Raw genomic sequence first — 26,101 nt, forward strand, 5'->3', positions numbered from 1 at the left:
CGGCATGACACAGCGTCTGGCGCTCGGCATTACCGTCGGGTCGGCGAATTCGGTTGCCGTGGTGGCACACCGGGACGGTGAACCCGGCATCGACAGCGCCCTGGTCCTGACCCATCCGACCGTGCTCCGTCTCGTTCCCGACGGCACCGCACTCTTCGGCACCGAGGCCGTGGCGGGCGGCAGGCACGCCCCGGGTGTGCGGATCGACGGGTTCGTCTCCCGCGTCGGTGACCCGGTGCCGATGCTCGCCGACGACGGCACCTCATACGCCGCATCCGACCTGGTAGCGACCGCTATCGCGCACCTCGTGGACGAAGCCGCCGACGCCCCCGCGACGATCGTCGCCTGCCACCCCGCGCACTGGACGCCGCATACCGTGTCCACCCTGCGCACCGCGCTCGACGACGCCGGCCTCGCCGATGTCGCACTGACCCCGGAACCCGTTGCGGCCGTTCGCTGGTCGCGCGCGGCGGGCCGTACCGGCAACGGTGACGGTGCCGTCCTCGTCTATGATCTCGGCGCCACCGGCCTCACCGTCTCCTTGGTCCGTACCGGTGATCGCCTGGAACTGCTCGGCGCCCCCGTGCATTCGACCGATATCGCCGGCACCGAATTCGATCTGCTGACCATGCGTTATGCGCTGGCAAATGCTCCCGGCGGAATTGCCGCCGACCCCTTCGACCCCGCGGTCGAACGCGAATTATCGGCTCTCCGGGAACGCTGCAGAATTGCGAAAGAAGAGCTTTCCACACATACCGCGACCGTGGTGACGACCGGCTTCGGCCCGGACGAAAGCACAGTCCGGCTGGTGCGTGACGAACTCGAAGATCTGCTCCGCACGCCGCTGCGCGATTCCATGAGCCTGATCCGCGACGCCGTACACCGGGCAGGCATCGACATCGGTGACGTCCATCAGGTCCTGCTCACCGGTGGCGGCGGTGCGATCGGGCTGCTCACCGAACTCATCTCCTCCGAGTTCGGGCTCCCGGTCGTCTCGGCGCCCGAACCGGCGCACACCAGCGCACTCGGCGCGTCGGCCCTGGCCGCGGATCTCGCCGACACCGCCGTCGAGACCATCGCGTTCGCCGCCATCGACGACCAGCGCGAAGCCCCCGGCGAGCCGGTCACCGAGCCCGTGAAAACCTCATCCCCACTACCCCTCCCGGCCGACACCGGCCGACCGGCCGCCGCCAAGACGCGCCGCCGCCGGATCGCCATCGTCGCGGCGGCCGCAGCCGCCATCGGCCTGCTGGCCACCGGAACCGTCGCGGTCAGCACGGGCGCAGGATCGGGCACCCAGCATCCCGCCGCCCCGGAGCACACCACCTCGTCGACAGCCGGCACGCCCGCGACAGCAGGGGGATCGACGGCCACCACCGGCGGTTCGCCCACCACCGGCGGCACCAGCGCAGGCACCGTCGCCGATTCCGGAACACCGAAAGACACTGCCGGTCAACCGAACTCCTCGACCGGGCCGGTCACCGTCGTCAACTCACAGCCCGGCACCGCCGCTCGCGAAGGCGCACCGGCGCCTGCCGGTCAGGCGCCGTCGCCCGCTGCCCCCGGACCCGGCCAGGCCCCGCAACCCGCACCTCAGGCTCCCGCACCGGCGCCACAATCCCCGCCGCCGGCCCCGCAATCACCTCCGCCCGCGCCCGCGCCGCAACCACCGGCTCCGGCCCCGCAGCAGCCACAGACGCCGAAGCTACCGACCGACGGCCTGACCGACACGCTCGGCGAAACCGTCGAAGGTGTCGGCGGCACAGTGGGCACGGTGCTGCGCGCGCCCGGCGAGATCCTCGGCGGTTCAGGTGGCTGAACCGGCACCTGCCGCGGCCTTCGAGACGCTGCCGTGCGCCCGAGAGCTGTTCCGGGAACTGGATTCCGGCGTTCCTGTGGTGCACCTGATCCGTGGACGTTCCGGCACGGGCAAGTCGACGCTGCTCGAGGCGGTGCGGGCCCGGCTGCGTGAACGCGGCGTCGTCGTCTCCGACATCCCGCGGTCCAAGGGCGAGTCGGGCGCGCTGGTGATCGACAACGTCGAGGCCCTCGACCACACCGAACTCGCCGCGCTGCGCACCGCCATCGAATCCGGCGCGAAGACCGTCGTCGCGGCCGGCCGCCCCCGCCATCATGATCCTCAGCTGCGCGCCCTGTTCGACGCGGCGTTGCGGCGCGGCCGGGTCGCGGAGCTGCGGCCGCTCGGTGTCGCCGAAATCGCGCCGTTCGCACGGGAACTCGGCCTCTCGGTACCCCGCGCGGTGGCCGCGCATATTCACAAGCAGACCGACGGTATCCGCGGCGGTGTGGTGGCGGCGCTGGCCGCGGCCTGCCACGGCCGGCTGGACGCGGGCATCGATGCCGTCGACGCCGCGGTCGATGACTGGGCCCGGGCCGTACTCGCCGATATCGATCCCGCCCTACTCGACACCTTGGCCGTCGCCACCACCGGAAGTGGTTTGGACGCAGGCGAACTCACCGAGGTCCTCGGCGTCGACCCCACCACGGCGCGCGATCTGATCGACCGTGCCCGCGCCACCGCCCTGATCACCGACGCCGACCTGCTGCTCGCCCCCGCCGTGCGGCCGCTGCGCGCACTGTTGGGCGAACGCCGCTTCCTGACCATCCAGCGCGATCTGCTCACCGCCCGCCTGAACGCCGGACTGCTGCGCGATCATACGGCCGTGCAGCTCGCCGAATCCGGGGTTCGCGATCCGCGGCTGGCCGAATTCCTCTGCGCCGCAGCCGAGAACAACGGCAACGACGCCGTCCGCTACTACGCCGCCGCCGCGCGGGCCGGGGCGAACCGCGACGTCATCGCCGTGCGCTGGGCCGAAGCCGCAGCCCATGGTGGCGATTACGACACCGCGCTGCGCCTCACCGAACCCTTGCTCGCCCGCGACGACGTCCCCGCCGCCACGCTCGCAGCTACCGCGCGCCTGACGGCCTGCATCCTGACGCGGCGCGGGCTGACCGAGCGCGCCGCCCGCCTCTATACCTGGCTGGGCCCGGACCGGGCGGGCGTCGAATGGGCCGAAGGCGCCGCGATCGGTTACCTCGCCGGTGCCGCGACGACCGCCGACGCCATGACCGCGGGCGCCGACCGATGGCCCCCCACCGAGGCCAACACTCCCATCCGGCTGCTCGCCGAGGCCCTCGGCCACACCCTCCGCGGACGCGAGGGCGACACCGCGAACGCGATCGCCACCCTGATTCGCGCCACCCACACCACCACCACGCGCTTCGCGCCGTGCACCCCCACCGCCGCCGCGACCCTGCTGTGCCTGAGCACCGGCGACCCCGCCCGCGCCGCCCAAACACTGCGCCGAGCCACCCCCACCGGCGCTCAGCTACCGGTGCTGTCGGCCTGGACGGCGTTGGCCGGCGGTGACGAAACCGGCGCCGCCACCGCGCTGGCCACCGTCGATTGGGACGCCCTCGACGTCCGCGACGCCCTGCTCGCCCACGCCGCCGCCGTCGGGTTGGCCCGCCGCAGCGGCGATCAGGCCGCACTGACCCAGGCCTGGCAGGCGGCCCAACCGCTGGTGGACGAGGTGGAGGCCGATCTGCTCACGCTGCTGCCGATCGGTGAGTTGTGGCTGGCGAGCATCCGCTGCCACGACGAGCGCCGGATGACCGCGCTGGTCGAAGGGGCCCGCGCGCTGCTGGATCGGCTCGGCCATCCGCCGGCCTGGGCCAACCTGTTCCACTGGTACGGCGTGCAGGCCGCCATCGCCCGCGAACGCCCGGACGAACTACTGCCGCACGCCCATGCGCTCAAGGCCGCCGCCGAGGCAGGCGATCGGCACGCCGCCGCCCTGGCCGACGCGGGCCGCACCTGGGTGCTGGTACTGCGCGGCGACGTCCGCGCCGACCGGGTGGAGGCCGCGGTGGCGGAGCTGGGTGCGATCGGCCTGAGCTGGGACGCGGCCCGGCTGGCCGGTGACGCCGCGCTCGCCGCCGCCGATTCGGTCACCGCGACCACCCTGCTGAAGCTCGCGCGCACCGTCCGCGCCGATGCCCGCCCGTCGACCGTCACGCCGGTCGCGCCGCCGCGCCGCACCCCTGCCACCGAGACCGGTAACGACGGGCTGCTCAGCGACCGGGAGAGCGAGGTCGCCGAACTGGTGCTGCTCGGCCTGACCTATCGCGAGATCGGCGCGCGGCTCTATATCTCGGCCAAGACCGTCGAACACCACGTCGCCCGGATCCGCAGGCGCCTCGGCGCCGGTTCGCGCTCGGAGCTGCTGGCCATGCTGCGCGCGCTGGGCTACGGATCGTTGCTGGTCTGACACCCGGCGGGCCGTTAACAGCGGCACTGCCGAGATCGACAACCTCGGTGGGAGGACGCAAACACTCGAACGCCTGGCGCGCTGCGCCTAGGCTCGGACGGGGGTTCAGATGACAGCCGAGATCGCGAACACGAAACGACCGAAACCCAACGGCGCACCGCCGGCCACCGATCCACCGGCGGCGAGTGTCTCCGCGACCCGGCCGGGCGCGATCGAAGCGCCCTCCCCGACCCGCGCACGGAATCCGGCCGGATCGGCCGAGCGCCACGGGGAGGCCGACCCCGGGCCGGGACATCGATTCGAATCCATGCCGTTCGCGCAGGCGATGTTGCGGGAGCTGCGCCGCCGCGATGGCCGGCCACCGGTCTACCTGATCCGTGGCCGCGCGGGCACCGGGAAATCAGCGCTGCTCGGCGCCGCCCGCGAGCTGCTGACCGCGCACAACGTCAAGGTGTTCGACGATCTCGCCGCGCTGCCGAAACGGCTGCTGGCCGACGATGGCCCGGAACCGGCCGCCCGGCGCGCCCTGCTCATCGATGACGCCCACCTGCTGACCGCCGACGACGTGCAGACTGTGAGCGCCCTGGTGAGCGCCCGCCGCCACACCGTCGTCCTCGCCGCGCAACCCCGTCCGCACGACCGCGACCTACGCGCCCTCACCGACACGGTGACCCGCCACGGCCGGGTGATCGAATTGCGCAGCCTCGGCCTGCCCGAACTGTTGTCGTTCGCGCGGGAGCTGGGGCTGCTGGTGCCCCGCCAACTGGCCGAATACATCCATTTGTGTACCGGCGGCATCCGCGCGGGCATCGTCGTCGCCTTGCGCGCGGCCTGCGCGGCCCGCCGCGATGCCGCGGTCGCCGCCGTGGATCTCGCCGTCGCCGAGTGGGCCGCGAACCTGCTCGCCGGCCTCGAACCGGACCTGCTCGACACGCTGGTCGTCGCCGGCGCGGGCACCGGGCTCGATGCGAGCGAGCTGGCCGAGATCTTCGATATCGACTTCGCCGCCGCCCAGGACCTGGCCGACCGAGCCCGGGCGACCGCCCTGGTCACCGACGCCGATCTGCTGCTCGCGGCCGCCGTCGAGTCGTTGCGGGAACAGCTCGGCGCGCAACGATTCGTCACGGTACAGCGGCGATTGCTCGGCACCCGGCTCGACGCCGGCCTGCTGCGCACCGATACCGCGCTGCTGCTCGCCGAATCAGGAGTGCGCGATCCGCGACTGGCCGAGTTCCTCGTTTCCGCCGCCGATCGCGCGGGCGGTGTCGAGGCGGTCCGGCTCTATTCGGCCGCCGTCGCAAGTGGCGCCGACCCGAGCGAGATCGTCGACCGCCGGGCCCTGGTGGCCCACCACGCCCACACCGCCGCCCCCATCGATCCGCCTCCCCAGCAGAGCCCTGCCCCGCCGACCCCGCTGACCGACCGGGAGCAGCAGGTCGCCGAGCTACTGCTGCTCGGCCTCACCTACCGCGAGATCGGATCCAGGCTCTACATCTCCGCCAAGACCGTCGAGCACCATGTCTCCCGGATCCGGCGCCGGATCGGTGCCGGATCACGAACAGAGTTATTGTCGATGCTCAGCGCAATGGGACACGGTCCGCTACTGGTGTGGCCGTCGCGCGGACCGATCCGGATCGAGCAGGACGCCGAAGCGAGGACATGAGGATGGCCACTGGGGTGGGCCTGCGTATCGCCGCCGAGGAGTGCACCGCGGCGATCGTGACCAACGACGGCGAGCCGGAATACATCGTCCGTGAACCGGTACTGCACATGTCCGATGAGGGCGACGCCGAACTCGGCGGCACCGCACCGGCCGGGCACACCCACACCATCACCGGATTCGCCGAAGCCGTCGGCGACCCGGCAGGCATCTCGGTCGACGACGGCCCCGCCTACCGGGCCGAAGACCTGGTGGCCACGGCCCTGTTCTGTCTGATCAACCTCACCGCCGACCATCTCAACGGCGCCGCGGAGTTCTACGCCACCCATCCGGGCGATTGGCCGCAGCAGCAGATCACCGCCCTACGCGATGCCCTCGACTACCTGGGCCTGCGTTCGGTGGTGCTGGTCAGCGAGGCCGAACTTCCCGCGGCGAGCGAACTGCCCGCCGACGCCGGCGCCGACACCCCCGCCCGGGTCTTCGCCTACGGCGCGGCCGCCACCGCGCTGACCGCGGTGCTGGCCACCCCCGCCGGCAATACCCCGCCCGATCCGGCGACGGCCGAGAACTCGACCCTCGACACCGACATCATCCCGGCCGTCCCGGCGCCGGAACCGGTGGCGCAGGCCTATTCGGCCGCGTTCCCGATCGCCGAACCGCCCGCCACCGAGATGGCGGCGGAGATGGCGGCGGTCGCACCCGACGCCACGCCCGCCGAGAAGGCCAAACCCGCCGATTCGGCCGGACGGCACAACCGCACACCGGTGCTGATCGCGGTGGCCGCGCTGTTCGGCTTGATCCTCGGCGGTATCGGCGTCGCGGTGCTGTTCCGCGCGGACGACTCCACCCCCATCCCGCCGATACCCGACGCCAAATCCGAACAGGTGACCGCGAGCCCCACCCCGGTCCCGCCCCCGCCCGGCCCGCTACCGGTCGCGCCGCCGCCGACCACCGTCGCGCCGCCGGTCACCGAGGAGCCGGAGACGGTCGTCCCCACCACCGAACCCGAGCCGGCACCCCCGCCGCCGCCGACCACACCGCCACCGACCACCTCCGAGCCACCGGTCAGCACCCCGTCGACCAGCCCGACCAGGCCGACGACGACCACGCGCCCGTTCCAGCCGATGCCCCAGCTGCCGCTGCCGCCCGCCCTGGAAATCCCCGGCACCCGCCGATAATCAGACACAAGTGGCGACCGATGTGATGTGTGGCATAAAGTGATCCGCTGACCGGTCACAGCGGGATCCCGCGCACCGCCGGTTCTAAGCTCCACGTAGGCTGTGCGCCAACGGATTCTGCCCGTGGCCACGGATTACCTGGCACATCTGTGCCGACGAAGGGACTTCATGCGCAAGTCGGTGGCGCGTCGCGCCGCGGTCAAAGCTGCCATCGCCTCGACCGTTCTCCTCGCCCCCATGTTCGGCACCAGCCCCGCCGTGGCCGAGGCCCCGCAGCTGAAACCCGGTGAGCTACCGGCCGAGCTGGTGCAGGCGATCTCGCGCGACCTGAAGATGACCCCCACCGAATACCTCGACCGCTCGGCCCGGGCCCAGCAGCTGAGCAGCTACGCGCGCGAGTTCCGCGCCGAACGCCCCGACGCGTTCGCCGGTGCCTGGATCGGCACCGACGGCAAGCCGGTGGTCGCGGTGACCTCGCCGGACGCCGCCAAGATCGCCGCCGCCGACGGTTACCAGACCCGCCTGGCCCCGGTCTCGGCCGACAACCTGGAAACCTCGCTCACCCAGCTGAACCAATGGATCGGCACGCTGCCGAACGAGCTGGCCGGCGCGATCAACTCGGTGGCCATCGACTTCCTCAACAGCCAGCTCGTGCTCAGCGTGGCCAACACCCCGGTCGGGCACATGCTGAACCTGCCGACGCTGATCGCCAATATCAAGGTCATCCTCTCGCCCGGTGGCGGCGGCCCGGTCGAACGCAGGCCGATGGGCGGCGACACCTACATCAGCGCGCCCGGCTCGCTGAAGGACACCGCGCTGCGCGGGGTCGATGTCTGCTCGTTCGGCTTCAACAGCGTCGACGCCGCCGGCAATGCGCTCAATATCAGTGCCGGACACTGCAATCCGAATCTGGGCAAGGGCGACCAGCAGGCCGGGGTCTACATGCCCAACGTGCGCGACATTCCGGCCAGCCCGGAACTGGGCACCTTCGTGCGCGCCAACCTCGGCGGGCAGAGCGGCCTGGACTACTCGGTGATCAAGCTGAACGACCGCGCGGTGCGGGCGGGCATGGACCAGCCGTCGGTGCGCGGCGCCAACGGCACCACGCTGACCGTCACCGGTATCGCCGACCCGGTGATCGGCGCCCCGGTCTGCAAGTCCGGCCAGTCGTCCACTTTCACCTGCGGGTTCGTGGTGGCCGACCGGGTGGAGACCCAGCTGTTCACCGCCGACGGCGAATCCAAGACCGTGCGCGGCTTCGCCAGCACCGCCTGCACCCTCGGCGGTGACAGCGGCGGCGCGATCGTCACCGGCACCCTGGCCCTCGGCATCACCAGCGGCTCCAATGCCGCCGAGGCGCCCAGCTGCGACGAGGCCAATATCGCGCTGGCCCAGTACGGCGGCACCGCCACCCTGGGCATCCCGATCCGCCCGATCCTCGCCGATATCAACGCCTCCGCCGGTGGTGGTGTCGGTAGCGGGATCACCGTGCGGACCCGGCCGAACGCGGGCTGAGCCGCAAGGGTTCCGAGCTTCCGATCCGGGCCGTCCGAGCGCTGCGAACCAGCGCGCGGGCGGCCCGGTTCGTTGTGTGCCGAAACGGCCGGATGACGGCGGCGTTCGTGGTGGTCGACAACGTTATCCGGGCAAGATCAGTGTCGACCTACAAACCCTGCGCGCCAGGCGTCCTCGCACCCCGCCTGATCTGTCCGGATTCGAGCAAACCGGTCGGCCGAACAAGTAGGCATCGCGCGCGAGACCCCATATAGTCTGGTCATGCTCCTGCCACGCATAGGTAAATTCCGGTCGCACCGGACAGCTCCGCAACGGACTGGGATGCGAAAAGCCGCGATCGCCGCCTCGGCCGCGATCCTGCTGTTCGGCCCCACCGCGGCGGTGGCGTCAGCACAGCCCGACACCGATCCCGGGCTGCCCGCCGAGCTCATCACCGCGGTCTCCCGCGATCTGAAGATCTCGGCCGACGAATACCTGCGCCGCGCCGACCTCGCCCAGCAGGTCGGTGCCTTCGCGACCACCGCGCAGCGGCAGTTCCCGCAGGTGTTCGGTGGTGCGTGGCTCGACGACGCGGGCAAGGCCGTCGTCGCCCTTGCGCCCGGCTCCGGATTCGACGAGGCCCGCGCGGCCGCCGAATCCGCCGGTTTCGAGGTGCGCAACGTCGCCAAGAGCCAGTCCGCGCTGCGTGGTGAGAAGAGCGCGTTCGAACGCTGGCTCGACGAACAGCCGGAGCCGGTGGCCTCGCTGGTGCGCGGCGTCGTCATCGACACCGTCAACAACAGCATCGCGGTGCGGGTGGACAAGCCCGGCCTGCCGATGCCCAGCTTCGTCGACCCGGCCCGCGTCATCGTGATGGCCCCGCCGGTGGCCGGTGAGGCGCTGCCGTCGGCCGAGCCGATCGCCGAGGTCACCGGCGCGTCGCTGGCCGGTGGCGACGGGTACGCCTCGGTCGCCGGGCGCACCTCGCTGCGCTGCTCGTTCGGCTTCAACGGCGTCGACCGCGACGGTGCCACCGTCAACATCACCGCAGGCCACTGCAACCCCGACATCGGCAGCGCCGGTGGCGGTAACGCCGCGGCCGTGCACGAACTGCTGCCCGGCGACAAGCTCGGCGGCAAGCTCGGCACCTTCAGCAAGTCGGTGCTCGGCAACCAGGACTACTCCATCGTCCGGATCGCCGACCAGGCCCGGGATCGCTTCGCCAACAACGCGGTTCGCGTGCCCGGCGCCGCGCCGATCATGGTCGACGGTGTCGCGACGCCCGTCGTCGGCGCGCCGGTCTGCAAGTCCGGTTCGCGCACCGGCTTCAGCTGCGGTGTGGTCAACGCCGTCGATCAGACCGTGCAGGTCGGCGACCGTCAGCTCACCCAGAGCTTCTCGGCCAATATCTGCGCCCTGCCCGGCGACAGCGGCGGCCCGATCGTGACCGGCCGCCTGGCCCTCGGCATTTCGAGCGCCTCCTCGGTGGCCGACTTCCCGATCTGCGAGATCCCCAACCTGATCGGCGCCCTCACCGGCAACGCCCCGCAGCTGTTCGCCCAGCCCGTGAGCGTGGTGCTCTCGGACAACCCGGGCCTGCGGATCCGCACCAACTAGGTTCCGCGCTTCGGCAGCGACGCCGAGAGGCCGGCAGCATTCGTGCTGCCGGCCTCTTTCGTTGTGCAGTGGAGGGTCGACCGCCGCTGCGGCGCAAGGGATACGGCCGTTTCACCGTCTGATCGCCACGCAGCGCCACGAACGAACGCCGGATGAACTCCGGGTTACCCGACGCCGCCAGAAGCTCCCGGAAACGCAAACCGGCCCGTCCCTTTCGGGACGGGCCGGTTGTTGCGGCGCGAACTGCCACTAGGGCAATTACTTGCCGCCCTTCATGTTCTCGTCGGACCACTTGGTGGTGCCGGGAGCCGCGTTCAGGGTGTTGATCAGGTCCATGCCGGCGATCGCCAGGGCCGGGCCACCCACGGCGATGGTGCCGAGGATGCCACCGATGCCGGCGAACGCGACGATGGTCGGGATGGCCGCGATGCAACCGACGATGGTGAGGCATTCGATCAGGCCGACGGCCGTTCCGATGATGCCACCGGCGACGACGCCGAGCGCGGTGCCGAGGAAGCCGCCCACCGCGGTGGCGATGCCGAACTGGCTGGCGAACTCGTTCTGCGCACGCTGGTTCTCGATCGGCGAGGCCACCGGCTTGAGGGCCATGTTCACCGCGTTGACCTTCTTGTCGGCCAGCTTGTCGGCGGGGACGGCGGCCTTGTCCGGGGTCAGCTCGAGGACCTTGCCCTCCTCCTTGACCACGGGCTTGACCGGCACCTCGACGTCGGCGACGTTGAAGGCGATCGGCAGCGACACCACCGTGGCGCCCTTCTCGTCCTTGATCACATAGATGTCGTCTTCCTTGACATCCTTCGAGGACTTGGCCAGCTCGAAGGTGCCGTTCTTCAGGGTGGTGACGACGGTCTTGTCGACCAGCTTGACGGAATAGCTGATGGGCTGCGCCGCCTCGGCTGCGGGTTCAGCGTGGGCCGTGCCGAACCCCATGGCCATCGCGCCGGTCACCATCGCGGCAACCGCGGTGGTCTTGCGGAGTTTCATTCAGTTTCCAATCCATCATCAGGTTGTCCGCATGCCCTGGACGCCTCACGAGCGAGCTCATTCATTCCGGTCGGCCGGACCGAAATCCCCTCCGAGCATTGTGAAGACAGACATACAGAACAGAACGCCGTGAGCCTAGACCAACAAAACTCCAGATGCGAGATTCATTACGTCTAGTTACGAGTCCGAGCGGGTAAGCCTGTCCTTATCTCCTACCCGGTTCTGCATGCCCTTTACGGTGTTGAACAGCTCAGGTCGCATATGGATCGAATCCACTTATGTGAGCTTGATCACAGCAGAATAGGCGGTCAACCCCCAGGAAGATGGGGCACCACCCGACCGCAGATCCTACGCTGGACACCAGTAGTTACTGGCGAGTAACTTACTGGCAGTTAGGATACGAGCCAACCCCGAGGCGCACCGCCTCGACAGCTCGTGTTGCCTCTAAAGAAAGGTCGCGACATGAATGCCCTGACCGTGACGCTGGGCACCCTTGGAGCGGCGCTCAGCCTCCTTTGTTGGGTGTCGTTCTTGGGCGGCGCCGGAAACATCGTGCGGACGATCATGATCGGTCAGTCCGCCCCCGACCGGTGGCGGCCGTTCTTCCCGCGCTTCAAGCAGATGCTGGTGGAGTTCATCGCGCACACCCGCATGAACAAGTTCCGCACCGTCGGCTGGGCGCACTGGCTCGTCATGATCGGCTTCCTCGCGGGCGCGCAGTTCTGGTTCATGGCCTACGGCCAGACCTTCAAGCCCACCTGGTCGTGGCCTTTCATCGGGGAAACCTGGTGGTTCCACCTCGGCGACGAAATTCTCGGCGTCGGCACCGTTGTCGGCATCGTCACGCTGATGGTCATTCGCCAGCTGAATCACCCGCGCCTGCCCGAACGGCTCTCGCGGTTCAGCGGATCCAAGTTCGGTCCCGCCTACTTCGTCGAGTGGGTCGTGCTCACCGAGGGCATCGGCATGGTGCTGGTGAAGGCGGGCGTGCTGTCGCTGCACGGGCACTCGAGCTGGACCGACCCGGTCACCGGCCAGATCGCCAAGATCATCCCGGCCAACGTCACGCTGATCTCGATCTTCGCCTTCATCAAGCTGATGTCCGGCATGGTCTGGCTGTTCTTCGTCGGTCGCAACATCACTTGGGGTGTGGCCTGGCACCGCTTCTCGGCCTTCCCGAACATCTACTTCAAGCGTGAGGATGACGGTGGTGTCGCCTTGGGTGCGGCGAAGCCGATGATGTCGAAGGGCAAGGCCCTGGACATGGAGAACGTGGATCCGGATACCGACACGTTGGGTGCGGGTCGGATCGAGGACTTCTCCTGGAAGGGCTGGCTGGATTTCACCACGTGCACCGAGTGTGGTCGTTGCCAGTCGCAGTGCCCGGCCTGGAACACCGGCAAGCCGCTGTCGCCGAAGTTGTTGATCATGTCGTTGCGTGATCACGGGTTCGCCAAGGCGCCGTACCTGCTGGCCGGTGGCCGCAAGGACATGGGCGGTGACGAGGTCGGCCTGGTCGACACCGACGGCAACCCGAACGAGGCCGCGCTGGCCAAGATCTCCGAGACCGCGCGTGCGGAGGCGCAGCGGCCACTGGTCGGTGGCGAGGATGTCAGCGGCATCATCGACCCGGAGGTGCTGTGGTCGTGCACGACCTGTGGTGCGTGTGTGGAGCAGTGCCCGGTCGATATCGAGCATGTCGATCACATCATCGATATGCGCCGCTACCAGGTGCTGATCGAGTCGGAGTTCCCCTCCGAGCTCGCGGGGTTGTTCAAGAACCTGGAGAACAAGGGCAACCCGTGGGGCCAGAACGCCAAGGACCGGCTCAACTGGATCAACGAACTCGACTTCGACATCCCGGTCTTCGGTCAAGACGCCGACAGCTTCGACGGCTACGACTACCTGTTCTGGGTCGGCTGCGCCGGCGCCTACGAAGACCGCGCCAAGAAGACCACCAAGGCCGTCGCCGAACTCCTCGCCACCGCCGGGGTGAAGTTCATGGTGCTCGGTCAGGAAGAGACCTGCACCGGCGACTCCGCCCGCCGTGCGGGTAACGAGTTCCTGTTCCAGCAGCTCGCCGCGCAGAACATCGAACTGCTGGACTCGGTATTCGAGGGTGTGGAGCAGAAGCGCAAGAAGATCGTGGTCACTTGTGCGCATTGCTTCAACGCGCTCAACAACGAGTACCCGCAGGTCGGTGGCAGCTATGAGGTGGTGCACCACACCCAGCTGCTCAACCGCCTGGTGCGCACCAAGCAGTTGGTGCCGGTGGCGTCGGTGTCGCAGAACGTCACCTACCACGACCCCTGCTACCTGGGCCGCCACAACAAGGTCTACAACGCACCCCGTGAGCTGATGGAGGCCTCCGGGTCGAACCTGGTCGAAATGCCGCGCCACGGGGAACGGTCGATGTGCTGTGGTGCCGGTGGTGCCCGCATGTGGATGGAAGAACAACTCGGCAAACGCATCAACATCGACCGCGTCGACGAGGCGTTGACCACCAACCCGGCCAAGATCGCTACCGGCTGCCCGTTCTGCCGCGTCATGCTCACCGACGGCGTCACCGCGCGTCAGGAAGACGGCAAGGGCGAAGGGGTCGAGGTCGTCGACGTCGCCCAACTCATGCTGGATGCGATCGAACGGGTCGAACCGTCGAAGCTGACCGAGAACCTGACTGTCATCCAAGAACCCAAGGCCGAACCCGAACCCGAACCTCAGCCCGAGGCCGAGCCGGAGCCGGTGGCCGAGGCCACGCCCGCGGCGGCCAAGGCCGCTCCGGCCGGTGGTGGGCTGGCCATGAAGGGCCCGGCCAAGGCACCCGGTAAGGGTCTGGGCATGAAGGGTGCGGCGAAGGCACCCGGTGCGAAGGCCGCGGCTCCGGCCGAGACCGAAGCCGCTGCGGCCCCCGCGAAGGGTCTGGGCATGAAGGGCGCTGCCAAGGCGCCCGGCGGCAAGGGACTGGCCATGAAGGGCGCCGCGAAGGCGCCCGGCGCCAAGGCCGAAGCTCCGGCCGAGGCCGCTGCCGAGGCCCCGGAGGCTCCTCCGGTCAAGGGACTCGGCATGAAGGGCGCGGCCAAGGCGCCCGGCGGCAAGGGCCTGGCGATGAAGGGTGCCGCCAAGGCACCCGGCGCCAAGGCGGCGGCTCCTGCTGAGGCGGCGCCGGCGGCCGAAGCGCCGGCCGAAACCGCTGCGGCGAGCACCGACACGGCTTCGGCTCCCACCGAGACCAAGCCGACCGTCGCTGCCAAGGGACTGGCGATGAAGTCCGGCTTCAAGCGTCCGGGACCGAAGGCCCCCGGCGCCAAGGCACCGGCGGCCGCTCCGGCGGAACCGGCCCCGGCCGAGCAGGCTCCGGCGGAATCGGCTTCAGCGTCCACGGAACCGGCCTCGGCGCAGGCCGCGACCGAAACCGCCTCGGCCCCTGCCGAATCCATGCCGACGGTCGCTCCCAAGGGCCTCGCCATGAAGTCGGGCTTCAAGCGCCCCGGACCGAAGGCCCCCGGTACCAAGGCATCGGCGGCTGCTCCGCCCGATGCGGCACCGGCTTCGTCCGAATCCGCTTCGGCTCCGGCGGAATCCGCGCCCGCCCAAGCGGAAACGGCCTCGGCGCCGGACACCGGTTCGGCGGCCACCGCGACGGAATCCGCCGAGTCGGAGACCCAGGCCCCCACCAACGGCAACGGCGCCACGCAGGCCCCGCTGCCCACCGCCAAGCCGGGCGGTCTCGGCTTCAAGTCCGGTGCGAAGGCACCGGGCAAGAAGAACTGACCGACCACAACTGAACAACCGTGATTCGACCCGGGCCCCGCACAGCGGCCCGGGTCGAGTCATTTCAGCGGCAGCCGAAATCCGCAGGCCCAGAGGGGAGCTGAACGAGATGAGCACGGTTCTGATCTCCGGGGGCACCGGTGCGCTCGGAAAGCTGATCGTCGAACGGTTGCGTTCGACCGAACACGAGATCCGCGTGCTGTCCCGGCGGCCCGGCGCGGGCACCCACGTGGGCGATCTCCAGACCGGAGCAGGTGTCGCCGAAGCCGCGGCGGGCGCCGATCTGATCATCCATGCCGCCTCCGATTTCCGGGCCTCCGGCCGTCACGACCTACGGCAAACCGAGAATCTGCTCGCTGCCGCCGGCGAGGCCCGGCATCTGCTGTACGTGTCGATCGTCGGCATCGACCGCATCCCGCTCGGGTACTACCAGCGAAAACTGGCCTGCGAACGGGCGATCATCGACAGCGGCATCCCGCACACCATCCTGCGCGCCACGCAGTTCCATGAGCTCATCGCTTTCGCCCTCCGCACAGTCGAACGCTGGCCACTAGCACCCTTGCCGCTCGAGTTCCGCTTCCAACCGGTCGCCGCCGCCGACGTCGCCACCAGAGCCGCGGAACTCATCGCCGACGACCCACTGGGCCGCACCCCCGACTTCGGCGGCCCCGAACTGTTCACCCTCGCCGAACTCACCGAAGCTTGGCGGCGCGCATACGGCCGCCCCCGCCACACGATCCGCCTCCCCCTCCCGGGCAAGGTGGCCCGCGCCTACCGTGCGGGCCACAACACCTGTCCCGACCACCGCGACGGCACCCAGACCTGGGCGCAATACCTCGATTCCGCCCCGGCCGCCGCCTACCGCCTGCGGGGATGAGGCGAGTGGCCGCGCACGCTGGGCCTACTCCTTTTCGGGGTGCTCCCGCTCGGGGCGCGGCACCGGCACCGGCACGTCGAGGTAATGCAGGTCCGAGCCGTCGGCCCGGATGCGGGCATCGGCGCGCGCTGATGCCGTATCGCGCCACGCAGCGACACAGATCGACAACCTGGTCATGACACCCATAGGCCCAGCATGTCAGCTTCCAACTGGCGAGGCCAGCACATCAGGAAGCAACCCTGATGGCATATGCCTTCAGTTTGACTCCGTGCGAGAATTGCGGATAACTTCTCTCATGGGTGCCCGGTTCGCGGGCGCTGCGGCGACTATGCACAGCCCTCGGGAGTATGGATGGATTTCGACTGGTCGGAGGCCGATTCGGCCTTTCGGGACGAGGTGCGGGAGTTCCTGCGAGAGAAGCTGACGCCGGAGTTGCGGGCGGCGGGGCGTTTGGCAACGAGCGTTTATCCCGACCATGAGGCCAGCATGCAGTGGCAGCACATTCTGCACGAGCGGGGCTGGGCGGCGCCCACCTGGCCGGTGGAGTACGGCGGCTGCGACTGGACCCTCACCCAGCACTACATCTTCAATCGGGAATTGGCGCTGGCCGGTGCGCCGCCGCTGTCGCCGATGGGTATCCGGATGGTGGCGCCGGGCATCATCGCCTTCGGCACACCCGAGCAGAAGCAGTTCTTCCTCAACGGCATCCTCACCGGCGAGGTGTTCTTCTGCCAGGGCTACTCCGAGCCCGAGGCCGGCTCCGACCTCGCGTCGCTGACGATGAGCGCGGTCGAGGACGGCGAGGACTTCATCTGCAACGGCAGCAAGATCTGGACCACCCACGCCACCGAGGCGAACTGGATCTTCTGCCTGGTCCGCACCTCGCGCACCGGCAAGAAGCAGCAGGGCATCACCTTCCTGCTGATCGATATGACCTCGCCCGGCATCGAGGTCCGGCCGCTGGTAATGACCTCCGGCGAGCAGGTGCAGAACCAGGTCTTCTTCGACAATGTGCGGGTGCCCAAGAGCAATGTGCTCGGCCGCGTCGACGAGGGCTGGTCGGTCGCCAAGTACGTGCTGGTGCACGAACGCGGCGGCGCGGCCGCACCGGCGTTGCAGGTGATGGCGCAGGATCTGGCCGAGGCCGCGGCAGTGCAGTCCGGACCGGACGGCGAACCGCTGATCGACGATCCCGCCTTCGCCGCGCGACTGGCCGATGCCCGCATCCGCGCCGACGTGCTGGAGATCCTCGAGTACCGGACGATCTCGGCGCTGGCGCAGGGCCGCGACCCCGGACCGGCCTCGTCTATGCTGAAGATCCTCGCCACCGAACTGAGCCAGCAGCTCACCGAACTGGCGTTGCTGGCAGCCGGACCGCGCGGCCGGGCCTACCAGCCGCACGCCACCAAACCGGGTGGCCCGATCGCCGATTTCACGCCACCGGCCGATGGTTATCACAGCGGGCCGCAGTGGCAGGCCGTCGCGCCGCTGCGTTATTTCAACGACCGCGCCGGTTCGATCTACGCGGGTAGCAACGAAATTCAGCGGAACATTCTCGCCAAGGCAGCATTGGGGCTCTGATGGACTTCTCACTCACCGATGAACAGCAGTTGCTGCGCGATTCCGTCGCGGGGTTCCTGACCGCGCGGTACGAGCTGGAGAAAAGTCGCAGCGCGGCCAAATCCGTGGCCGGCTGGCAGCCCGAGATCTGGCGCGGATTCGCCGAGGAGCTCGGCATTCTCGGCGCGACGCTGTCCGAGCGGGTCGACGGCATGGGCGGCGGCCCGACCGAATTGATGGTCATCGCCGAGGAATTGGGCCACGCCCTGGTGGTGGAGCCGTTCGTCGACACCGTCGTGGTCGGCGGCGGGTTGTTGTCGCGGGCGGGCGGCGAACGCGCCGACGCGGTGCTGCGCGAGATCGTCGCGGGCAGCGCGCGCACGGCCTTCGCGGCGCTCGAGCCGTCGGCGGGGGAATCGGCGCACGATATCTCGCTCACCGCCCGCAAGGACGGCGACGAATGGGTGCTCGACGGTTCGAAGATCGTGGTCACCAGCGCACCGCTGGCGACGCATCTGATCGTCTGCGCCCGCACCAGCGGAGACCGGCGCGATCGCGACGGCGTATCGCTGTTCCTCACCGAGTTCGACGCGGCGGCCCCATCGGCCGGGCTCGAGGTGCACAGCTACCGCACGATCGACGACCGGCAGGCCGCCGACCTCACCTTCACCGGCTTCCGCCTGCCCGCCGCGGCCCTGCTCGGTACCGAGGGCGAGGCGACCCCGATCATCGAGGCAACCCTGGAGGAGGCCATTGCCGCGATAGCCGCCGAATCGGTGGGCCTGATGCGCAAGGTCGTCGCCGATACCGTGGAATACAGCAAACAGCGTCAGCAGTTCGGTCAGCCGATCGGCCAGTTCCAGGTACTGCAACACCGCATGGTGGATATGTATATGGAACTGGAACAGGCCACGGCCGCAGCGTATTTGGCCGCCTTCGCGTTGTCCGGCTCGCCCTCGGAACGCGCTCGCGCCATTTCGGCGACAAAGGTCACCATTGCCCGCGCTGCCCGTTTCATCGGCCAGCAGTCGGTGCAATTGCACGGCGCGATGGGAATGACCGAGGAATTGGCCATCGGCCACTATTTCAAGCGGCTCACCGCGATCGAGAACGAATTCGGTTCCAGCGCTTACCATCTGAACCACTACGCGCGCCTGACCAGGCCGTGAACGTCCGCGCTGCCCGGTTCCGCCGCCGGGCAGCGCGGCTTTCACTCAGCAGTCCTCGAACACGGCCTTGACGTAGCCCGCGGACTGGTAGAGATAGTCGTAAGCCCAGCGCACCACGGAAAGCTGCGGTTTCGGATCCACGAAAAGCAATTCCCCGGACCAGCATTTGCCGAGAATGTAGCGGGCGCGGGAGATATGCGGCGTGAACGTCACCACGATGACGCGCGTCCACCCTTCCTCGCGCGCCCGCCGAGCCAGATAGCGCCCCTCACCCCGGGTCGTTCGCGGGTCGGGATCGAAGCATTCCACCTCGAAGCTGTATCCACCGTGACAGATCCGGTTGACCAGCGCACTGTGCTCATACGGATTCGACACCAGCACTCGCGGCGCGTAACCGTCCCGGGCGAGGGTCAGACCCAATTCCTCGCGCCCGTCGTGGGCGCCGCCGAGAATCAGGATCGCATCGGCAGGTGCGGGTTCTTCGGTCTGCGGCCGCACATACACCGGCCACAGCGCGGCCGTGACGATCGCGAGCACCACACCGAGAACCAGCACAGTCCCGCCGATCCGCCGCATCGGCCGATCCTATCCACCGGTGGTAACGGTCCCGCGCGATCGCGCAGCAGCTCGACAGCGCGTCAGCGGGTCGATCGGGTCCGCGCGGACTCGAGCTGCACTTGGACCGGCCGGTCGGCGTCGACCGAACGAATCCTCGATGACCTGCGTGCCTCCGGCGATCAGGTGCCTTTCCCGCCCGAGCCGGCGCAGTAGAGCGAATCCGCAGGTCAGGCGAGTTACCACTCCCTGTACATCTACTGTTGCCCCGACTCTTGCCTCGGTGTGGCGGAGTAGCCACCGGGGCGGCTTACCAATCGATCATGCGATGCACAGTCTTCGGAACCGGGTACCTGGGGGCCACGCACGCCGCGTGTATGGCCGAACTCGGGCATGACGTGATCGGGGTGGATGTCGATCCGGGCAAGGTCGCAAAGCTCTCGGACGGGGTGGTGCCGTTCTACGAGCCGGGGCTGGAGGAGGTGCTGCGCCGCAATCTGGACGCCGGACGACTGCGCTTCACCACCTCCTACGCCGAGGCGGCCGCGCACGCCGACGTGCACTTCCTCGGCGTCGGCACGCCACAGAAGAAGGGCGAGTACGCCGCCGACCTGAAATACGTGCACGCCGTGATCGACGCGCTGGCGCCGATGCTGGAGCGGCCGTCGGTGATCGTCGGCAAGTCGACGGTGCCGGTCGGTACCGCCGCCGAACTCGGTGCCCGTGCCAGGGCTTTGACCACCACCGAGGTCGAAGTGGCATGGAATCCGGAGTTTCTGCGTGAGGGCTTCGCGGTGCAGGACACGCTGCGCCCGGACCGGCTGGTGCTCGGGGTGGATCGCGACCGGGCCGAATCCGCCTGGGTGGAACAACTCTTGCGCGAGATCTACGCCGACCTGATCGACGCCGATATCCCGTTCCTGCTGACCGATCTGGCCACCGCAGAGCTGGTGAAGGTGTCGGCCAACGCGTTCCTGGCCACCAAGATCTCGTTCATCAACGCGGTCTCGGAGGTCTGCGAGGCGACCGGCGCCGACGTCACCGTGCTGGCCGACGCCCTCGGCTACGACGCCCGCATCGGCCGCCGCTTCCTCAACGCCGGACTCGGCTTCGGCGGCGGATGTCTGCCCAAGGACATCCGGGCGTTCATGGCCCGCGCGGGTGAACTGGGCGCTGATCACGCGCTGACCTTCCTGCGCGAGGTCGACAACATCAATATGCGCCGCCGCACCAAGATGGTGGATATGGCGACCAAGGCCTGCGGTGGTTCACTGCTGGGCGCGAACGTGGCGGTCCTCGGCGCGGCCTTCAAACCCGAATCCGACGATGTGCGTGATTCACCCGCGCTCAACGTCGCGGGAATGATGCAGCTCCATGGCGCGGTGGTCACCGTGTACGACCCGAAGGCACTGGAGAATTCGCGCCGGGTGTTCCCCACCCTGAACTACGCCACCTCGGTCGCCGAGGCCTGCGATCGCGCCGACGTGGTGCTGGTGCTGACCGAATGGTCCGAATTCACCGCGCTGCGACCGCACGACCTGGATCCGGTGGTGCACGGCCGGTCCATCATCGACGGCCGCAACTGTCTCGTACCGGCCACCTGGCGCGATGCCGGATGGGTGTACGCGGGGCTCGGCACACCGTAGAGTTGCCTGTCGAGGCGGGGGCCATCAGGTAAACGGCCAGCACTGCCGCGAACTCCACGGATCTCGGTCGGTAGGGTTCGGGGACGAGCCGCCACGAGGAAATTGCGCGAGCTCAGATGTCGTTGAGCGGGAAGATGAGCAGCTGATGGGTGCGGTACTGGGAGTTGCGGTGGGGGCCGGCGCCGTTCGCCTTGCCCGTCCCCGAACCGGGCACCCGCACGAGCTGCCTGCCCACTCGTTCGACATCCAGACCGTCGCCGTCGGCGAGCAGGACCCGGCCGAACTCGCCGCCCAGGCTGTCGGGGTGACGCTGGAGGCGTTCACCGACATCGCCGCCACCGCCATCGCCTACCGCACCGACCAGCAGGCCAGGTCGATCCGCGCGGCCATGGCCCGGCAGCAGATCACCAACTACGAGCTGGTTCCCGAACTCAACGCCATCGTCGAATTCGCCCAGAGCAGCGGCGATACCCGCGGGGCGTCGATGCTGGTGGTCTACGACCTCGGCAGTTCCGGGTTGTCGGTGAGCATTGTCGACGTGCAGACCAGGCAGGTCCGCCACACCGAACGCACCAGCGATATCAGCGGCGACTACATCGATTCGCTGATCCGCGAACAACAGATCGCCTCCGGCCGGATCGCGCACCCGCACGACCCGTCCGGGCTGGCGCAGCTGGACGCGCTGTGCCGGCAGGCCAAGGAACAGCTGTCCAGCAATACCGCCGTCGCCCTGCCCAGCGAGCAGGGTTTGGTGCTGTTAGCGCAGGAGAACTTCGAAGCACTGATCACTCTCGCGGTGGAATCCTCGGCGCGGATGACGCGCGAAGTGGTGATGCGATCCGGCCTGCCGGTCAACGGCGTGCTGGTGGTCGGCGGCGGCACCCGGATTCCGCTGGTCGCGCGGGTTTTGGAATATGCGATGGGCCTGCCGGTGGTGGTGCCGGAGAATCCGGAGACGGTCGCGGCCCGCGGTGCGGCGATGCTGGCTCGGACGGCGCCCGCGCCACGTCCGGTCGCCGCCGCGCCCAGTCCGGCCCCGGCGCCCGCCTTCACCGACGACGACCTGGCGCCGTCGTGGCTGTCGACCCCCACCGAACGCCGGCGCGGGCGCCCCGAGATCAGCGGCGCCGTGCTCACGGTGAGCGCGCTGGCCGTAGTGGCCGCGATCGGGCTCGGACTCGGCTACGGACCACAGGTGCTCGAGCGCGATTCCCATACCAGCGACGGCAATACCGCACCGCTGCCCACCACGCCCTCGCAGGCGAGTGCACCCCATCCGCAGACCGCCGCGCCCACCACCACCGAGGCCGAAGAGGCGATCGCCGAACCGCCGCCGCAACGTCAGCGGCCGGAGCAGCCCGCGCCCACGACCGTCGGGCCGAACACCATCGTGGTGGTGCCCGGCCTGCCGCCGATCATCGTTCCGACGATTCCGCCGCTGTTCCCACCCCCGCCGCCGGGCTGATCGGGCTCAAACTTTTGCGTGCCGCGGCCGGTTGCTCACCTGCGGCGCGGATTTCGCCGCACCGAACGGACGCGCCAGCAGCACCGCGATGCCGGTGGTCAGCGGCACCGACAGCGCGAGGGCGATACCGCCGACCGCCGAGCGCGCGATTTCGATGGCGACCGCGTCACCGACCAGCACATCGCGCATGGAGCGTCCGGCGACGCTGAACAGCAGCAGCAGCGGCAGCGCACCACCGGCGTAGGCGAGCACGAGCGTGTAGACGGTGCTGGCGATGTGGTCGCGGCCCACGCGCATCGCCGCGGCGAAGATCTCGCGGCGCGAGGCCCCCTCATCGAGCGCGGCCAGCTCGAACGCGGCCGAGGCCTGGGTGATGGTGACGTCGTTGAGCACACCGAGCGAGCCGATGATGAACCCGGCCAGCAGCAGCCCCGTGATGCTGACGTGCTCGAGGTAGGTGGCGACGTTGGTGTTCTGTTCCTCCGAGAGCCCGGTCAGGTCGGTGACGCCGATGGCGATCCAGGACAGCACCGCCGCCAGCACCATCGACGTCAGCGTGCCCAGTAGCGCCGAACTGGTTCGCAGGTTCACCCCGTGCGCGAGATAGAGCACCGCGTACAGGATCAGCGACCCCGCGACCAGCGCGACCGGAATCGCGGGTTTGCCGTCCAGCAGCGCGGGCAGCATGAACACCACCAGCACACCGAACGCGAACCCGAGCCCGAGCAGCGCCCGCAGCCCGCGCCAGCGCGCGACGGCGATGATCACCACGACGAACGCCAGCGCGATCAGCGTCAATGGCAGTCCGCGGGCGTAATCGTCGAACGAATACAGCGGTGTCCCGTCCGGCGCCGTCTGCCGCACGATCCGAATACTGTCCCCCGCCTTCAACTCCGGTTGCCCCGGCCCCGGCGCGATCTCCAGCAACGTGTGGTTGCCCTCGTGCGGCCCGGATTCGATGGCGATCAGACTGCGCTGACAGGTGTAGGCATTGGTGGCGGGCGGATCCGGCTTATCGGCGAACACCTTCCCCAGCGACGGACTGCCACAGGCCCCCATGTCCTGCAACACCACCGTCCCCGCCTCGGTCTCGACCGCCCCACCCCCCGCGTTCTGCATCGGCAGCGGAATATCCACCTGCTGCTCACTGGGCCACAACGCGATAGTGGCGATCACCACGACAACCCCGATGGCCGCAAGTAACCCGACAACAACCCGCGCCGCGGTAGCCCCGATAGCAATCGGCCCGGAGTGATCGTGATGGTGATGGTGGTCGCTCACGCGCCGAGCTTAATGGACGTGATTTTCAAGAGCAGCGCAAGCCGACCAAAATGCCCAGCTGGTCTTTTCACCAACCGCACCAACTGATCTCGCAAGATCCGGGTAACTCACCGGGAACGGGCTAACACGCCCATATGCACAACCCCCACTCGCCAACGCAAAGAACCCCGCGCCTAAGTCTGGCTAAAAATCCCGGAGAGGCGGGAGAGCCGGCGGAGAGCAGGGGGATGTCTCCGCCGGCCGCAGGGTGGCGCCCAGGGGGGTAGGCAGCCTGACCCACGAGGTCGGATTGCCCAGGGGGGGTAGACAACCCGACCGGGCGCTCGAAAGCGCCGATGCCCACTGTACACAAAAGAACTTGTTTTGCGCTAGTAAGTCTCCAAAAACCCCTATTACCCGGACACGAGGTCTGTTTTGACCCCCGGGAACCAGGGGCATGCCCGGTTGCGGTCGGCGGCTACTGCCGGTAGCTGGACAGGAAGTTGCCGAAGCGTTCGATCGCGACGGCCAGGTCACGGGCCCATGGCAGGGTGACGATGCGCAGGTGGTCGTGGTTGGGCCAGTTGAAGCCGGTGCCCTGCACCATCAGGATCTTCTCCTGCAACAGCAGATCGAGGATGAGCTTGGCGTCGTCGTAGATCTCGTAGACGTTCGGGTCCAGCCGGGGGAAGGCGTAGAGCGCACCCTTGGGCTTGACGCAGGAGACGCCGGGGATCATGTTCAGCCGCTCCCAGGCCACATCGCGCTGTTCCAGCAGCCTGCCGCCGGGCAGGATCAGGTCCTCGATGCTCTGGTGTCCGCCGAGGGCCACCTGGATGGCGTGCTGAGCGGGCACGTTCGGGCACAACCGCGACGAGGCCAGCAGGTCGATGCCCTCGATGAAGCCGGCCGCGTGCTCCTTCGGGCCGGTGATCGCCAGCCAGCCAGATCGGTAGCCCGCCACCCGGTAGGCCTTGGACAGACCGTTGAAGGTGAGGCAGAGCAGATCGGGGGCGAGGGTCGCCAGCGAAATGTGCTTGGCGTCGTCGTAGAGGATCTTGTCGTAGATCTCATCGGCCAGCAGCAACAGCTGATGTTTGCGCGCCAGGTCGACCAGTTGCTGCAACACCTCGGCCGAGTACACCGCGCCGGTGGGGTTGTTCGGGTTGATCACCAGCAGCGCCTTGGTCTTGTCGGTGATCTTCGACTCGATGTCGGCGATATCGGGCTGCCAGCCGTTGGACTCGTCGCACAGGTAATGCACCGGCGTGCCGCCCGCCAGGCTGGTCATCGCGGTCCACAGCGGATAGTCCGGGGCGGGGATGAGCACCTCGTCACCGTTGTTGAGCAGCGCCTGCATGGTGATGGTGATCAGCTCGGAAACACCGTTGCCCAGGTAGACGCTGTCCACGTCGAGTTCCGGGAAGCCGGGCACCAGCTCGTACCGGGTGACGATGGCGCGCCGGGCCGACAGGATGCCCTTCGATTCGGAGTAACCCTGGGCATACGGCAGCGCCGCGATGATGTCGCGCATGATCACATCGGGGGCCTCGAACCCGAACGGCGCCGGGTTGCCGATATTGAGCTTGAGGATGCGATGCCCCTCGGCCTCCAGCCGTGCCGCATGCGCGAGTACCGGTCCACGAATCTCGTAGACGACGTCCTGCAACTTGGTGGATTGTTCCAGCACACGCGGCGGGCGATGATGATGACCAGTGCTCACCGCTCCATGGTGCCATCCTCGGTATTCGCATCTCCGGCTCCCCGCCCCGTCATCCCGTAGGGTGACCGGCGTAACTGCGGGTGGAGGAGACCGGTGTGGACAGCGGAAACGGTGGGGCGGGCGGGCCGGATCAGCCGGGCGGGCCGAGCGAACCAGGCTGGACAGGCGGGCCGGGCCGACCTGCCGAATCAGGTGGACCGAGCGGGCAAGGCGGGCCGATGCATCCCGGCGCGCCGATGCCGTACCCCGGCCTCGCGGGGCTGCAGCCGCCCCCACCTCCTGGGCCCGGCCGTCGCCGAATCGCCCTGATCAGCGCCGCGGCGGTCGCGGCCGTGCTGGTGATCGGCGGTGCGGGAGTGGCGATCGGTGTCGCGATCGGCGACTCATCCGGTGCCGAGCAAGCCCAGCCGACGCAAGCCCAGCCGACGCAGACCGAGCGGCGGTCGCAGGATTCGCGAGCGGCGGCACAGCGGGCGGCGTGCGATTTCGCTGCCCTGACGTCCACCTACGACTATCGCGATCTGGATTCCTACCAGCGGGCCATCGACGCCGGCTCGACCGGTAGGTATAAAACCGACTTCGCCAGCGGCTTCCCCAATGTGCGCGAGTTCATCGTCCTGACCGAGATGTCGTCGACCAGCGATGACGTCCAGTGCACTTATCAATCCGGCGACGACAAGCGCGCCGAGGTGAACGTTCAATCCACGCACACCGTGACGAAAGCCTTCGAGCCTCCCCAGACAGTGCGTCAGGAATTCACGGTGACGATGGAACAGGTCGACGGGCGATGGCTGTGCGCCGCGATGGAGCCCACCCAGCCGAAGTAGCAGCG

17 protein-coding genes and 1 pseudogene are annotated in these 26,101 nt (G+C 68.8%); 13 read left to right on the forward strand and 5 right to left on the reverse strand.

Going from position 1 to position 26,101, the window contains the following annotated elements; genetic code table 11:
- The first annotated feature begins 4 nt into the window (after nucleotides 1–4).
- The 6 genes and pseudogenes from NOCYR_RS26310 (at nucleotide 5) to NOCYR_RS26340 (ending at nucleotide 10,241) form a co-directional block, all read left to right on the forward strand.
- Nucleotides 5–1,819, forward strand: coding sequence for an Hsp70 family protein (locus tag NOCYR_RS26310; protein WP_158430216.1), 1,815 nt, complete (start codon nucleotides 5–7; stop codon nucleotides 1,817–1,819).
- Nucleotides 1,812–4,292 carry a LuxR C-terminal-related transcriptional regulator gene (locus tag NOCYR_RS30680; RefSeq protein WP_014353459.1) on the forward strand — a complete coding sequence of 827 codons (2,481 nt, stop codon included), beginning with the start codon at nucleotides 1,812–1,814 and terminating at the stop codon, nucleotides 4,290–4,292. The genes NOCYR_RS26310 and NOCYR_RS30680 overlap by 8 nt, the downstream gene beginning before the upstream one ends.
- 1,393 nt (nucleotides 4,293–5,685) lie before the next feature.
- A pseudogene (locus NOCYR_RS31060) lies at nucleotides 5,686–5,955 on the forward strand (helix-turn-helix domain-containing protein); the annotation flags it as partial.
- 2 nt (nucleotides 5,956–5,957) lie between these two features.
- Nucleotides 5,958–7,130: a hypothetical protein gene (locus NOCYR_RS26330; RefSeq protein WP_228780738.1), complete on the forward strand. Its 1,173-nt coding sequence runs from the start codon at nucleotides 5,958–5,960 to the stop codon at nucleotides 7,128–7,130.
- 168 nt (nucleotides 7,131–7,298) lie between these two features.
- Nucleotides 7,299–8,645, forward strand: a complete 1,347-nt coding sequence (locus NOCYR_RS26335) for a S1 family peptidase (protein WP_014353462.1) — start codon at nucleotides 7,299–7,301, stop codon at nucleotides 8,643–8,645.
- 321 nt (nucleotides 8,646–8,966) lie between these two features.
- Complete coding sequence (locus NOCYR_RS26340; RefSeq protein WP_014353463.1) at nucleotides 8,967–10,241, forward strand: S1 family peptidase; 1,275 nt, start codon at nucleotides 8,967–8,969, stop codon at nucleotides 10,239–10,241.
- Nucleotides 10,242–10,499: 258 nt separating this feature from the next.
- On the opposite strand, the gene NOCYR_RS26345 is transcribed toward NOCYR_RS26340, so the two are convergent.
- Nucleotides 10,500–11,243: a hypothetical protein gene (locus tag NOCYR_RS26345; RefSeq protein ID WP_014353464.1), complete on the reverse strand. Its 744-nt coding sequence runs from the start codon at nucleotides 11,241–11,243 to the stop codon at nucleotides 10,500–10,502.
- 462 nt (nucleotides 11,244–11,705) lie between these two features.
- Between NOCYR_RS26345 and NOCYR_RS26350 the strand changes: the two genes are divergently transcribed.
- Together NOCYR_RS26350 and NOCYR_RS26355 are read left to right on the forward strand one after the other, a co-directional pair.
- A complete protein-coding gene (locus NOCYR_RS26350) occupies nucleotides 11,706–15,014 on the forward strand; it encodes a (Fe-S)-binding protein (RefSeq protein ID WP_014353465.1) in 3,309 nt (1,102 codons plus the stop codon).
- Nucleotides 15,015–15,123: 109 nt separating this feature from the next.
- Nucleotides 15,124–15,891: an SDR family oxidoreductase gene (locus NOCYR_RS26355; protein WP_014353466.1), complete on the forward strand. Its 768-nt coding sequence runs from the start codon at nucleotides 15,124–15,126 to the stop codon at nucleotides 15,889–15,891.
- Nucleotides 15,892–15,915: 24 nt separating this feature from the next.
- Here the strand turns inward: NOCYR_RS26355 and NOCYR_RS29845 are convergent, their stop codons facing one another.
- Nucleotides 15,916–16,077, reverse strand: a complete 162-nt coding sequence (locus NOCYR_RS29845; RefSeq protein ID WP_158430218.1) for a hypothetical protein — start codon at nucleotides 16,075–16,077, stop codon at nucleotides 15,916–15,918.
- 165 nt (nucleotides 16,078–16,242) lie between these two features.
- On the opposite strand from NOCYR_RS29845, the gene NOCYR_RS26360 reads away from it, so the two are divergent.
- Both NOCYR_RS26360 and NOCYR_RS26365 read left to right on the forward strand, forming a co-directional pair.
- The gene (locus NOCYR_RS26360) at nucleotides 16,243–17,472 is read left to right on the forward strand and encodes an acyl-CoA dehydrogenase family protein (RefSeq protein WP_014353467.1); all 1,230 of its coding nucleotides are present in this window, start codon (nucleotides 16,243–16,245) and stop codon (nucleotides 17,470–17,472) included.
- Nucleotides 17,472–18,620: an acyl-CoA dehydrogenase family protein gene (locus NOCYR_RS26365; protein ID WP_014353468.1), complete on the forward strand. Its 1,149-nt coding sequence runs from the start codon at nucleotides 17,472–17,474 to the stop codon at nucleotides 18,618–18,620. The genes NOCYR_RS26360 and NOCYR_RS26365 overlap by 1 nt, the downstream gene beginning before the upstream one ends.
- Nucleotides 18,621–18,665: 45 nt before the next feature.
- Here the strand turns inward: NOCYR_RS26365 and NOCYR_RS26370 are convergent, their stop codons facing one another.
- Complete coding sequence (locus tag NOCYR_RS26370) at nucleotides 18,666–19,196, reverse strand: YdcF family protein (RefSeq protein WP_014353469.1); 531 nt, start codon at nucleotides 19,194–19,196, stop codon at nucleotides 18,666–18,668.
- Between the two features lie 302 nt (nucleotides 19,197–19,498).
- Here NOCYR_RS26370 and NOCYR_RS26375 point away from each other — a divergent pair, with 302 nt between their 5' ends.
- On the forward strand, nucleotides 19,499–20,821 hold the full coding sequence (locus NOCYR_RS26375) for a UDP-glucose dehydrogenase family protein (protein ID WP_048833745.1): 1,323 nt from the start codon (nucleotides 19,499–19,501) through the stop codon (nucleotides 20,819–20,821).
- 145 nt (nucleotides 20,822–20,966) lie between these two features.
- Entirely contained in the window at nucleotides 20,967–22,286 is a 1,320-nt protein-coding gene (locus NOCYR_RS26380) for an Hsp70 family protein (protein ID WP_081505518.1), read from the forward strand.
- 6 nt (nucleotides 22,287–22,292) lie between these two features.
- On the opposite strand, the gene NOCYR_RS26385 is transcribed toward NOCYR_RS26380, so the two are convergent.
- On the reverse strand, nucleotides 22,293–23,567 hold the full coding sequence (locus NOCYR_RS26385) for a YibE/F family protein (RefSeq protein ID WP_048833746.1): 1,275 nt from the start codon (nucleotides 23,565–23,567) through the stop codon (nucleotides 22,293–22,295).
- A gap of 457 nt (nucleotides 23,568–24,024) precedes the next feature.
- Entirely contained in the window at nucleotides 24,025–25,269 is a 1,245-nt protein-coding gene (locus NOCYR_RS26390; RefSeq protein ID WP_048833747.1) for a pyridoxal phosphate-dependent aminotransferase, read from the reverse strand.
- A gap of 332 nt (nucleotides 25,270–25,601) precedes the next feature.
- Here NOCYR_RS26390 and NOCYR_RS26395 point away from each other — a divergent pair, with 332 nt between their 5' ends.
- Nucleotides 25,602–26,096, forward strand: a complete 495-nt coding sequence (locus NOCYR_RS26395; protein WP_148280771.1) for a hypothetical protein — start codon at nucleotides 25,602–25,604, stop codon at nucleotides 26,094–26,096.
- Nucleotides 26,097–26,101 lie beyond the last annotated feature (5 nt).

This window comes from Nocardia cyriacigeorgica GUH-2 (genome assembly GCF_000284035.1).
Lineage (GTDB): Bacteria > Actinomycetota > Actinomycetes > Mycobacteriales > Mycobacteriaceae > Nocardia > Nocardia cyriacigeorgica_B.